At 33.8% G+C, this 14,029-nt stretch carries 6 protein-coding genes; all 6 read left to right on the top strand.

Annotated features, from left to right (window positions below):
* The first annotated feature begins 4 nt into the window (after positions 1–4).
* The 6 genes from Q4Q47_RS00605 (at position 5) to Q4Q47_RS00580 (ending at position 13,986) form a co-directional block, all read left to right on the top strand.
* Positions 5–3,328: a VCBS repeat-containing protein gene (locus Q4Q47_RS00605; protein ID WP_303304713.1), complete on the top strand. Its 3,324-nt coding sequence runs from the start codon at positions 5–7 to the stop codon at positions 3,326–3,328.
* A 241-nt stretch (positions 3,329–3,569) separates the two neighbouring features.
* Positions 3,570–5,225 carry a LamG-like jellyroll fold domain-containing protein gene (locus tag Q4Q47_RS00600; protein ID WP_303304712.1) on the top strand — a complete coding sequence of 552 codons (1,656 nt, stop codon included), beginning with the start codon at positions 3,570–3,572 and terminating at the stop codon, positions 5,223–5,225.
* A 138-nt stretch (positions 5,226–5,363) separates the two neighbouring features.
* The gene (locus Q4Q47_RS00595) at positions 5,364–7,475 is read left to right on the top strand and encodes an alpha-galactosidase (RefSeq protein WP_303304711.1); all 2,112 of its coding nucleotides are present in this window, start codon (positions 5,364–5,366) and stop codon (positions 7,473–7,475) included.
* Between the two features lie 76 nt (positions 7,476–7,551).
* Positions 7,552–10,014, top strand: coding sequence for a hypothetical protein (locus Q4Q47_RS00590; RefSeq protein WP_303304710.1), 2,463 nt, complete (start codon positions 7,552–7,554; stop codon positions 10,012–10,014).
* A 7-nt stretch (positions 10,015–10,021) separates the two neighbouring features.
* A complete protein-coding gene (locus tag Q4Q47_RS00585; RefSeq protein WP_303304709.1) occupies positions 10,022–12,256 on the top strand; it encodes an alpha-N-acetylglucosaminidase in 2,235 nt (744 codons plus the stop codon).
* Between the two features lie 20 nt (positions 12,257–12,276).
* Positions 12,277–13,986: a glycoside hydrolase family 172 protein gene (locus tag Q4Q47_RS00580; protein WP_303304708.1), complete on the top strand. Its 1,710-nt coding sequence runs from the start codon at positions 12,277–12,279 to the stop codon at positions 13,984–13,986.
* The last annotated feature ends 43 nt before the right edge of the window (positions 13,987–14,029 follow it).

The raw sequence follows: 14,029 nt of genomic DNA, 5'->3' as shown, positions 1-14,029 counted from the left end.
CAGAATGACGCACTATATATTTTTAATAAGTATGACGTATTTTGCTCAAATTACTTTTGGACAAAAGGAGCAACAAGTATTCAGACAAATAACAGCTGAACATTCTAAGTTGCTTTTTAATAATAAAATAGAAGAAACATCTCAATTCAATTATTACCTTTTTATGCATATGTATATGGGAGCAGGTGTGGCTACTGCCGATTTTAATAATGATGGTTTAGTAGATGTTTATTTTACTTCCAGTATGGGAGAGAACAAATTGTATCTTAATAAAGGAAATTTACAATTTGAAGATATTACAGAAAAAGCAAAGGTGAAAGGAGAAGGGGGCTTTTATACAGGGGTAACAACAGTAGATATAAATAATGATGGTTGGTTAGATCTTTATGTTTGTAGATCTGGACCAGAAAGTGATGCCATTCAAAAAAACCTGTTGTATATAAATAATAAAGATTTAACTTTTAAAGAATCATCGATAATGTATGGTCTGTCAGAAATTACAAGCCATTCTATTCAATCTAATTTTTTTGATTATGATAATGATGGCGATTTAGATGTGTATATAGCAAATACACCAGTTAAGTTTAAACTAGCCAACGAAATTGTTGATGTTGAAAAAATATATAGCGACCCAGCTAGTAAGCTATACGGAGGTTCAGATAAGTTATATAGAAATAATGGAGATTTAACGTTTACTGATGTGTCGAAAGAAGCAGGAATTAAACCAGATATTTTCTTCGGACTTACAACATCTGTAGGCGATTTTAATAATGACGGCTGGAAGGATATTTTTGTGACAAATGATTTTGCAGGACCAGATTTTCTCTATATGAATAATGGAGATGGGACTTTTAATAATAAAGCTAAAGAGTTTTTTCAACATACTTCAAATTATAGTATGGGAGCAGACGTCGCAGACATAAATAATGATGGATATCAAGATATTTTTGCATTAGATATGTTGCCACAAGATTATAAACGCTCTAAGGTTTCAATGAGTATGATGCCTAGAGACGTTATGTACAACATGGTAAAATCTGGTTACCATTGGCAGTATATGCATAATGTTATGCAAATTAATAATGGGGTTTTTACTAAGAACAAACCTCTTTTTAAAGATCTCAGTTATTTTGCAGGTATTGAGAGTACAGATTGGAGTTGGTCATGTTTAATTGCCGATTTTGATTTAGACGGATTTAATGATATTCATGTAACAAATGGCATATTGAGAGATGTTACTAATATGGATGCACGTATTGATGAAAAGAAATACGTTAAAAGTTTAAAAGAAAAAAAGGACATAAATGTTGGTGAGAATGAACTTAAAAAAGTAAGAGCACTTTACCCTTCCGTTAAGCTAAAAAACTATCTATTTAAAAATAATGGAGACATTACATTTAAGAATATTAGTTCAGAAGAGAATGTTGGTCAACCATCATTTTCTAATGGTTCGGCTTATGCGGATTTTGATAATGATGGCGATTTAGATTTAATATGTAATAATATAAATGACCATGCTTTTTTATTTGAAAACCTATCGGCCAATAAAGGAAATCACTATTTAAAAATTGGCTTTAAAGGGCAAAAAAATAATCACTTTGGCTATGGAGCTAAAGTGAAAATTTTTAATAAAAAAACAATACAAGTAAAAGAAATGCAAACCACGCGTGGTTATTTTTCAGCATCAGAGCCTTTGATACATTTCGGGCTGGGAAAAGCAAAAATGATAGATAGCTTAGAGGTAACTTGGTCAGATGGAAAACGGCAGAAACTTTACAATGTAAAGGCAGATAAAAAGTTATTATTAAATTATAAGGATGCAACTGAATTCTCAAATAAGAGCGAATTAGTTAAAACGTATTTCACAAAAACTAACGATATCTTATCAGAAGAATATAAGCATATTGATTTTTCTTATGATGATTTTAAAGATCAATTATTATTGCCTCATAAGTTATCTTCAAAAGGACCATGTTTAGCTGTTGGCGATATTAATAAAGATGGTTTACAGGATTTTTTTGTTGGAGGAGCAACACTGTTTTCTGGAGCAATTTATGTGCAGCAACAGTCGGGAAAATTTAGTTTCTCCCCGCAACTTGATTTTGATTTAGATAAGAAAAGTGAAGATATGGCGGCTCTTTTTTTTGATGTAAATAATGATGGATTTGATGACCTATATGTTGTAAGTGGTAGCTATGAAAAAGATGAAAATAGTGAAGATTTATTTGATAGGTTATATTTAAATGATGGAACGGGGCAATTTAAAAAAAGTTTAAATGCCCTTCCTGTATTAAAAAACTATGGATCTTGTATCACAACACTTGACTATGACAAGGATGGTGATTTGGATGTGTTTATTGGAGGTGATGCAGCCAAAGGAAAATATCCCTATCCTGCCTCTAGTCATTTATTAGAAAATGTTAATGGTGTATTTAAGAAAGTTTTAAATATAGAGGCTATTGCAGAATTAGGAATGGTTACTGATGCCATTTCAACTGATTTTGATGAAGATGGGGACACAGATTTAATTGTTGTGGGCGAGTGGATGCCGATTACTTTTTTGGAAAACAGTGATGGAAACTTTAAAAATACCACAAAAAAACTTGGATTTTCAAAAACTTCAGGATGGTGGAATGTTATTGTAAAGGCAGATGTTGATAATGATGGAGATTTTGATTATATAGCTGGAAACCTGGGGTTAAATTATAAGTTTCATGCTAATAAAGAAAAACCATTTCATATTTATGGTAGTGATTTTGACAAAACAGGATCTGTTGATATCGTATTAGCTAAAGATATAAATAACAAACTTTTTCCAGTAAGAGGTAAAATGTGCTCAACAGAGCAAATGCCTTTCATTAAAGATAAATTCCCTACGTTCACAGGTTTTGCAGAAGCTAATCTAATAGATATTTATGGTGTTTCTTCTTTAGAAGAAGCATTACATCTTAAGGCAGATGAATTTAGATCATCAATTATTAGAAATAAAGGAAAAGGAAAGTTTAGTATAGAGCCTTTACCAAATGAAGCTCAATATGCCTTAGTGAATGGTATTGTCTGTGATGATTTTGATGATGACGGATATTTAGATATACTATTAGCAGGAAATAAATATGAAGCAGAAGTAGAAACGAGTAGAGCAGATGCTGGTACAGGAGTTTTCTTAAGGGGAAATGCAAATGGAGAGTTTGAGGCCATGCCTTCATGGAAAAGTGGTTTTTTTGTTCCGGGAAATATAAAAGCATTAAAAGGTATACAAACCAAACGAGGAAAAATACTCCTTGTTGGTGAAAATAATGCATTGTTGCATGTATTTAAAGGCTATTAAAAAAGTATGAATATGCTAAATTGTTTCAACTCAAAAAGCTTAGATTAGTTCAATACGATTCTTTCAATAACCCATCAGATAACATCTACAATTTGAATTTTGATTGTCAATTTCAAAACAGGTTAGATTTACCAGAAGAAAAAGAGCCTAAAATAATAAGTAACGACGATAAGATAAAATTGTAAATTGTATTTTTACCACTATAACTTAACATAGATTGAGGACGGTTCCAAAAATATTTTTGAGTACATGGTGTATGCTTTTGTTTTGTGAACTGACTTTTGCAAATAAGCAAGAGCCATTGCCTATTAATATTTCCGAAATACAATCATTTATACCACACCATGTTAAGATAAAAAATCACGAAAAAACAGGAACTTCATACCTATTTAATGGAGCGGACTCGTATATAGAGTTTAATGAACAATTCGATAATACGTTTTCTTTTTGTGCCTGGATAAAACCTGCTGATTTGCTAAAAAAAAATATGGCAATTGTTGGTATTCCAGAAGCCTTTTGGTTAAGGACAACAACTAATAGAGAGTTACAATTTACCCAACCGAGTGTGCGTGACGATAATACCGAAGGACTTTTATTAAGTGCAGATAATTGGATTTTTGTATCATTTGTTATTGATTTCCCAAGTACAAAAATTTATCTAAACACCAAATTAGTTGGTGAGTTCCAATGGGGGAGAGAAAAAGGTGAATGGCAAAATCAGGTTTTAATTGGAAAGGACAATTGGCGTGAAGATTTTCATGGTTCCATGCAAAATATTCAAATTTACAAAGAAGCCATTGGTGAAAATACCATAAAAAAATTATTCGAAAAACGCCCTTATTCAGAATCGATAACAGATGGAATTGTACTGTATCATTCATTTAATACTCCTAAAAGATTTTATTCTGCGGGCGAGTATTCAGAAACTTTTAATGTTAGTTTTTTGAGAGATTCATTAAAAGGAAATGTTGCCGAGTTTAATGGGAAGGACAGTTACATTGATTTTGGAAAACTGCCGATTGACAATGCTGTAACAATTTCTGCCTGGGTAAAACAAAATGAATTTAATCGCGATTATGGTGCCATTGCAGCTCTGGGGCATGCCTATGCATTCAGAATAACAACCGATGGAGCTTTGCTTTTCACAATCCCTCAGATAATTGATATAACTGATAGCGATGCCAGAATTGTTCAAGATAAATGGCAACATATAGCAGTGACTTTTAAAGAACAGCAAGGAGTTACATTTTATCTGAATGGAGAAAAAATAGATTTCTTTGAGATTAAAGAATATCAGCCAGTAGTTAAAGAGTTGCAAGTTGGAACCAATCTTTGGAATGATTTCTATAAAGGACAAATCGATGATCTGGTTGTTTGGAATAAACCCCTTTCTGATATAGAAGTAAAAAAAGTTTTTGAGAAAGAAAGTAGCTTTTGGGAAGTAAATATTAAAGAAAAACAGACAAGAACACCTGATGTATTTGTGTTAGTAATTATTTTGTTTATTCTGGGGCTAGCTTATGTTTTTTATAATAGGAAAAAGAGAAAACAAGTTGTTGATATTGCCTCTTCTACAGATCCTTTTGAGCAAAAAATTCGTGAAATAGTTTTTCAGAACTTATCTGATTCGAAATTTTCAGTAAATGAATTTGCTGAGGCAATGAATATGAGCAAGACAAAACTGTACAATGAAATTAAGACTTCAATAAACAAATCACCCAAAGAATACATTCGTGAGATTCGAATAATTGAAGCTGCTCGTTTATTAAAAGAAACAAATATTCCAGTTACAGAAGTTATTTTTGAAACTGGTTTTGAAAGTCGTGCCTATTTTAACAAATGTTTTAAGGAAATATACAATTTAACGCCATCCGAATACCGAAAAAATACGCTGTAAGCATCTGGATATTAGTTTTTTGAATTATTGAGTACATTTAATAATTTTCTGAACACACCATTTTCTAATCACTTTATAAACTTTGATGCTTAACATTATTAACATCAAAAAATGCATTATCGTTTTTATCTTTTTTTATTGCCATTAGTAATAGCTTTAGTATCCTGTCAGAAGAAATCGGAGTTTATAATTGAAAATGAGTTTCTTTCAAGAACCATGAGTTTGGAAAATGGAAAACTATATACAAAATGTATTTATAATAAGATTGCTGATAAAAAACTTATACCCGAAAATAAAAAAGAATTCAAACTACGTATTTCTAAAGGAACTCATAAAGAAGGCACCAGTGTTGAACTGACTTCTAATGATTTTAAATATGTAAAAGTAACCAAAGACGAGAGTCATATAAAAGGATTTCTATTAGAGAATAAAGAATATCAGTTACAAGTTGAGGTTACTTATGAATTGAAAAATACTGCTTTTTATATCCATAAATTTTTAGAAATAAAATCAGAAAACACTATTACATTAGAACGAGTAGATGTAGAAGAGTTGGAGGTTCAAGATGCATTCCAACCTTATAAATTAAAGCAGATCACAACACAATCTCTAAATAAAATCCAAACAAAACCGGGCTATGCTCCAGAAAGAGCAGAAAACACAACCGATTATAAACCGGGTTTAGGCCAACCATTATATACAAAACAAAGTGCTACTTTTTGGGGCATTGAATTTCCAGCGGCAACAAATTTTGTAAAAAGTAATGTACTCAACTGTGGATATCTTTGGGGAAAAGAAATAAAAGCCGGGGAAACCTACCTTACATATAAAGCCGTAGTAGGAGTAGCAGATGACTATCAGTATATAGACGATGCATTTTATAAATATATTGATGACATACGCATAAGACCTTTAAGATTGCAAGTACAATACAATTCATGGTTTGATTTTTATCAAGGTGTAACACGTGAGAAATTTCAAAAAAGTGCTAAGAAAATATATCAAGAGCTGGTTATAGAGCGTAAAACAAAAGCCATAAATGCCTATGTGATTGATGATGGCTGGCAAGATAGTTTTTCAGATGATGCAGATTGGTCTGATAAGTTGTGGAAGGTGAATACAGATAGATTTGATGGAGACTTCAAAAGTAGTTATGAATTGGTGAAATCTCAAGGCGGAAAATTAGGATTATGGTATAGCCCAGGGTGCTTTTTTGGAGCCAATAAAATGGTAAAGAAATTAGGAGAACAAGGTTTTGAAAGTCTTGATTTCTCTATGTCCATGGCTGGTCCAAAATATATGGATGCTTTTGAAGAACGTACATTGGAATTAGCAAACCAAGGCATCTCTTATTTTAAATTTGATGGTGTTTTTGGGCATCTATATACCCGTGCATTTGAAATAAATGGTAGAGGAACCCCAAAAATGCCACAATTAGAAACAAAGGGTTTTACTTCTACGGATACGCGATTGAACGATAGTAAATATGACGAATTAAAAACATATTACTTAGTAGCAGGTACAGAACGTCTCATTGATATTTTTACCAAAGTATCTAAGATCAATCCAGAAGTATTTATGGCTATAACTAATGGCGCTTATTTAAGTCCGTGGTGGTTACAACACGTTGACTTGGTATGGTTGATTAATGCAGACGATGGGGCCATAGGAGAAGGAAGATCAGGTGAACTTGTATATCGCGATGGCGTATACCACGACATTTGGGTAAAAGAAAACACCAAATTTCCTATGAATGCTATTTTCAATCATGAGCCCAAGAAAGTAAAGACAGGAGAGTCCAAGGAACAGTTCAGCGAATACCTCTTCATGAATCTTTCCCGCGGAACCGGATTCATAGAATTCTACATTAAAACCGAAAACCTATCAGAACAAGACTGGGATGTTATGGCTAAAGGTCTTAAATGGGTTTATGACGTATTTCCAACCTTCCAAAATGTGAAAATGCATGGAGGAGATCCAAGAAGTGGTGATGTTTATGGGTATTGCGGATTTAATAATGAGGGTGGTTACGCATCGTTTCATAACCCTTCGCAAACGGAAACTCAAACATACACATTTACGCTAAACAGATCTATGGGATGCATGACATCATTGAATCGCTTAGGTATGAGTTCTCCTCTTGAAAATGCATCCGAATTTGGTAACGCAGAAACAGGATATGAAAAAACAATTAAAATCATATTAAAACCAAAAGAAGTAAAAGTTCTGAATTTTGATCGGGTTAAATAATATGGATCATCAATTCATTTACAAATAGAATTAGTACAAATTTTAACAGATTTGGAATAAATACAAAACTAAAATTATGCTTAGAAAATTGACTTTGATAATAATGCTCGTTTATGGTATAACAGCATTCAATACTGAAACTAAGGATCCGTTTCTTGAAAACAATTATTTTAAAATTTCGATGGATGAAAAAGGTAGAGTTATCGAGTTGTTGGAAAAGAAATCTGGTAAGAACCTTTTAATTCCAGATTACAAAGTTTCGATCATTACTATTGAGCATGAAGGAATTAAATATCCAGTTTCTAGCTGGAAACCTAAAGGAAAAATATTGAAACTTAAATTCGATGAACTGGAAGCTGAAATTGATGTTAAGGTTAAAAGTAAACCTAATTATTTAACTTTTGAAATCACAAAAATACACTCTGAAAAACAAATTGATAAAGTTATTTTCGGACCATACCATGTATTGCCTTCCGATAAAATAGGTCAATCCATTGGCATCGCCTATGATGATGATACTGCTGTCGGATTTATGGGACTCAATCTAAAAAGCCGCGGTGGTTTTGAAATTATGACACGAGAAAGGTTTGGGAATACAGCTCAAAAAATTGATGGAGGCGCTAGCTTAACAGGTTTTGTTCGTGACCGTTCCACACTTCGTATTGAAGATAATTGGGAACAAAAGTTAGGTCAGGCGGTACCGGTTAATGATAGCGATGCTGAAATCGTAGGTGCAAAATTTGCAATGTATTGTGTACCATCTGAGAGTCTTACAGAGGTAGTTGAGAAAATTATATTGGCAGAAAATTTACCGCATATTAAAAATGGCACTGAATGGAATAAAACTTCGAATTATTCGACATCATCAAAATTTATAATGTCTTATAACGTCAATAACATTGATGCATGTATTGATATTGCGAAAAAGGCTGGGATCACCTGTGTGTATCACGGAGGGATTTTTGAAACTTGGGGAACCTTTAAAGTTAGTGAGAAAAATTTTCCAAATGGTTATCAGTCGGTTAGAGAATGCTCAAATAAGGCGGAAGAACATGGGATCAATCTGGGAGCTCATACCTTAACCAATTTTATCACCCCTAACGATCCACTGGTAACGCCTAAGCCTCATTCAGGTTTAGTTTTAGCTGGTATCACAAAATTGGAAAAAGACATTTCGGAAAACGATATTGAATTGCTATTGCAAGATGAAATGGTACGTGTGGCATATCATGAACCAAATATAGATAAAGTTAATCCTAGATGGCGAGAACATATGGCTGTTCGAATTGGTGATGAAATAATTGAATATACTAATGCAACTGCTAATGGTCAATTAATACTAAAGGACTGTAAACGCGGCGCATTTGGCACCAAGGCAGTAGCTCATAAAAAAGGAGAACAAGTGGCTCGTTTAATGTCGCACGGTTACAAAGTTTTTTTCCCTGATATTAACCTACAAGATGAAATGGCAAAAAATCTGGCTAAATTCTTTAATGAAGGAAATCTAAAGAGAATAAGTTTTGATGGTATTGAAGGTGGTTTGGCTAACGGTCATGGACGTTATGGCAGCGATCGTTTTGTCAAGGTTTTTTACGATAACCTGAATAATCCAAATATAGTAGCCAATTCATCGGATGTGACACATTTTGGCTGGCATTATTTCTCGAACGAAAGTTGGGGTGAACCCTGGACTTCCAAGAATTTTAGAGAAGCCCACTTGGATCATCGAATTAAAGTGCAAAAAGGATTAAAAGAAGATTTATTACCCCGAAAAATGGGGCAATTTAGTATCAATAGAAAAACCACCAAGAAAGACATGGAATGGGTTATGGGCTTGGGAGCAGGCTACGATGCAGGTGTCGATTTTTACATTAGTCCGAATTTTGAAAAAATTAATGATGAGGCTGCCGATATTTTGGCTGAAATAAAGAAATGGGAAAAAGCAAGAATGAACGGTCTTTTTAGTGAAGAACAAAAAGAAAAGCTTCGTGACCCTTATACGTTTTATGGTTTAGAATTAAAAAATGGTCAAGCACAATTAATATTTATAGAATCGTGGGCACCAGAAGGTGGACATGCTTCCGGTTTGGACGAATCTAATACCTTACCCTCTCAAATTTTGGAAAACACATCGAGTGCTCCTATTTCATTAGATTACAAACATTCGAATATGACAACAGAACCTGGCTTACCAACATCCTCTACATGGGAATATTTTTGTGCTGGACCAAAGCAAAAATTACAATACGTCATTCGCCTTCCAAAAGTATCTAAAGGGCCTGTGACGGGAGTTTATCTAAAAGTAGGTACACAGAAAACCGTAATGCCGTTCACATTAGAACCGGGGGAGTATATTGTTAATGAAGGGACTCAAACCCTTAGGCATTATTCAGAAAACCATCAAGTTAAAAAAGAAGTGATACTCAAAGCAAGTGCCTTTATTGTAAATGAAGGCAAAAATCTAATAGAATTTGATTATAAAGGAAAAGGAAGAGTTGCAGGCCCCGAAATGATTGTAAACTTTAGAACAAAAAAATAAAAACAAAATGAAGTTTAGAATAGTAGCAATGTTGTTAATAACAACATCTATGAGTTCGTGTAATTCAGATAAAAAACTGTCAATTAAGGATGAAAAAGTTATTCATAATCTTATTGAAGTATACAATCTTATAGAAAGAGTTATTCCTGGTTATTCTAATCAGTTTGTTTTAGAGAGCATTCCTCAGGAAAATAATAAAGATACTTTTGAAATTGCATCAAAAAATGGAAAAATACTATTAAAAGGAAACAATGGTGTATCAATAGCATCGGCTTTAAATTGGTATTTAAAGTATGAATGTAATGCTCATTTTTCATGGACGGGCGATCAATTAGACTTACCTAAAAAACTACCAATCCCTAAAGAATCTTTTAAAAAAGTAATTCAGCCCGAGTACCGAGTTCATTTTAATTATTGTACAATAAGTTATACAGCTGCATGGTGGGATTGGGAACGCTGGGAACGGGAAATAGATTTTTTGGCATTAAATGGCATTAATATGCCACTTTCTGTGGTTGGTTTAGAAGGTGTATGGTATCATGCGCTTTTAAAATCGGGATTAACAGATGAAGAAGCCCGTAAGTTTTTAGTAGGCCCGGCTTTTTTTGCGTGGCAATGGATGACTAATATACAAAGTCATGGAGGACCTTTACCTAAAACCTGGATAGATAAGCACATTGCATTGGGCAAGAAAATTATGAATAGGCAGTTAGAATTAGGCATGCAGCCAATACAACAAGGTTTTTCAGGATATGTACCCAGAATCTTTAAAGAGAAGTTCCCTAATGCGGCAATAAAACAAGAAACCACATGGTTAGGCTTTAAAGGAACCATGCAACTAGACCCATTAGACCCTCTGTTTAAAACATTTGGAAAGACATTTCTAGAAACTCAAAAAGAACTTTTTGGAGCTCATGGTGTTTATGCTGCTGATCCGTTTCATGAAGGCGAGCCACCACAAGAAGGAGAAGAATATTTAAATAAAGTAGGAAAGGCTATTAAGGATCTTTTGGTTGATTTTGATTCAGAGGCTAAATGGGCGATGCAAGCATGGTCAATTAGAGAAGGTATTGCCACGGCGGTACCTAAAGATAGATTATTGATTTTAGACCTCAATGGGGAGCGTTATAAACAAGACAACTTTTGGGGCTATGATTTTGTTGCCGGAAACTTACATAATTTTGGAGGACGCATCAATATGCATGGCGATATGCGCTTATTAGCCTCCAATCAGTTTAAAACAGCGTTAGAAAAAACTGGTACAGCCAAAGGAAGTGGTCTTTTTATGGAAGCTGTAAATCAAAATCCAGTATACTATGATTTAGCTTTTGAAATGCCATTCCATAATAGTGAAGTAGATATAAATGCATGGTTAAAGAAAAGTATTGCACGTAGATATGGAACAAGTTCTAAAAGTGCTAACGAAGCATGGAATATACTATTGGAAGGCCCGTATAAGCAAGGTACTAATGGTGTAGAAAATAGTTCTATTATCTGTGCCAGACCTGCTATTGATGTTAAAAAGTCAGGACCAAATTATGGGTTTAAGATCCCTTATGCACCGCAAGAACTTATAAAATCACTTCAATTGTTATTACAAGATGCAAAAACTTTGAGCAAGTCTGACCCTTACCTTTTTGATATAGTAGATATAACAAGACAGGTATTGACAAATCTTGGTCAGGAGATACATAAAGAAGCTGCACAGGCCTTTAAGGATAAAAACCTTTATGAATTTGATAAATTTTCAAAACAATTTTTGCAATTATTAAAAGATACAGACCAATTGTTAAAGACAAGGTCTGAGTTCAGCTTCGATAAATGGGTAAATGATGCGCGATCATGGGGAAATACAGAAGAAGAAAAAAATCTTTATGAATATAATGCTTCGATGCTGGTTACCCATTGGGGGTCGGATGAAGACTCCCATATTTTCGATTATTCGTGGAGAGAATGGAGCGGACTTATTGATGGCTACTACCTCCCTAGATGGCAAAAATTTTATGAGATGTTAAGAGGGCATTTAGAGAATGGTACTGACTATAGCGAAGAAGGATTGCCACAAGTGTACGAAAGGGAAACACTAAGAGCAAATGAATTTTATGATAAACTGGCTGATTGGGAAACAAGGTGGATAGAAAGTGTAAAAACTATTGATGCAAAACCTATAGGAAATGAAATAGAAGCAGTGGAAAAAACTCTTAAAAAGTATAATTCCTTTTTCAAAGAATATTATAATTAAAAAATATACAAACCTTATTTATGAAATTACAAAGAAATAAAACAAAAATTCTACTTATTATATTTTTGATAGCCTTTCAAGAGCATGTGATATCTCAAATGATAACGGTAGAAACCTTACTTAAAGAAATGACAGACCGAGCAAGTTTAGCTCAGTGGCCTTCTGCATCTTATACCTGCAAGCAAGCTTCCAGTTATTCCAGGGATTCTAAAACTAAGAACACAGCAATTGAAGATGGTAAATTCAAAACAGGAAATTTTGGGGATGAAAATGTCCCTCGCGATTGGGGAAAAGGCTGGTTTGAAAACCATGATTTTAGTCACTATATCCGTACCGAAGAAAACCAAGGTCGTAAAGAAGATGTGATGTTTGAAGACAAAGGTGCTGGTGCTGTTGTTCGGTTTTGGGCAACATTTGGAGGCGTGCCTTCAGATTATGGGGGCATTTATAGGGTTTATATTGATGGAAACCCTAATCCAGTAATAGAAATGCATAATCAGAATCTTGTAGGTAAAGCAGGTTTAGTAGGGAAGCCTTATTCTTTTTATGCACCAGAAAAAGCCGAGAATGATGTTTGGAGAGGAAGAAATCTATTTTTCCCGATACCCTATGCAAAAAGCTGTAAAATTACATACGATGGAGAACATAAATATGCACACATAGAAGGTTGGAAAGGGCACTATTATCAAATTAATTATCGTACTTATGAATCTGGAACGGAAGTAGAAAGCTTTACCAGAAAGACCATTAGTAAATATCAAGAACAAATCAACACCTATGGTAAACAATTAACAGAGAGGTCTATAGCTGGAGAACAAATTACTAAACAAGACTTAGTTTTAAAACCGGGAGAAAGCATATCTATTAAGCTAAAAGGAGAGAGGGCTATCAATTATTTACGTACAAAATTAAAAGCAAAGAATCAAGAACAGGCTCTAAGGTCTACAGTATTAAAAATTACTTTTGACAATCATCAAACGGTTTGGTGTCCAATAGGTCAGTTTTATGGCCTGGGTTATAAACAACTGGAACATAAATCATATTACATAACTACTACCAAAACAGGAGAAATGACTTCATATTGGGTGATGCCATTTAGTAAAAAAGCAGTTGTAAGTTTAGTGAATCATGGCAGCCAATCAGTAACACTTGAATCATTAGCTCTAGGGCATCAAGAATATGATTGGAATAGACAGTCTATGTACTTTCACGCTACATGGAAGGAAACCAGAGCTTTGGAATCAGAATTGAGGTCAGACTATAATTATATAAGTGTAAAAGGTAAGGGCATTTTTGTTGGAGATAACCTTACGTTATTTAATTCTCACCCAGACACTACAGGGATTAATTGGTGGGGAGAAGGTGATGAAAAAATATATGTAGATGGTGAAGATTTTCCGTCTCATTTTGGTACAGGTACCGAAGATTATTATAGCTATGCCTGGTGTAGACCACAGTGGTTTACATCTCCTTGGGTATCTCAACCTATAGGAGAAGGGAATAAAACACCAGGAAATACAAGTAACAACCGCTATAGGTTATTAGATGGTATTCCGTTTACCAAAGATTTTAAGTTCGATATGGAAATATGGCATCCATATAGAGCTAAAATGAATTACAGTCCGGCTACTTTCTTTTATGCCTTTACTAATGCCACATGGAATGTAAAAGCAGATGTAGAAGGTGTAAAGAAAAAAGTGGCATTAAAAATAGAGGATGTCTCCAATTAAGCAGTGATAAGAGCTCTAATGAAGGGTTTTAATAAAATTAACA

Origin of the sequence: Flavivirga spongiicola, from assembly GCF_030540825.1 — a bacterium.
Classification (GTDB): Bacteria; Bacteroidota; Bacteroidia; order Flavobacteriales; family Flavobacteriaceae; genus Flavivirga; species Flavivirga spongiicola.
The sequence above is the reverse complement of the archived record's forward strand: the minus strand, read 5'-3'. Positions and strand labels throughout refer to the sequence as shown.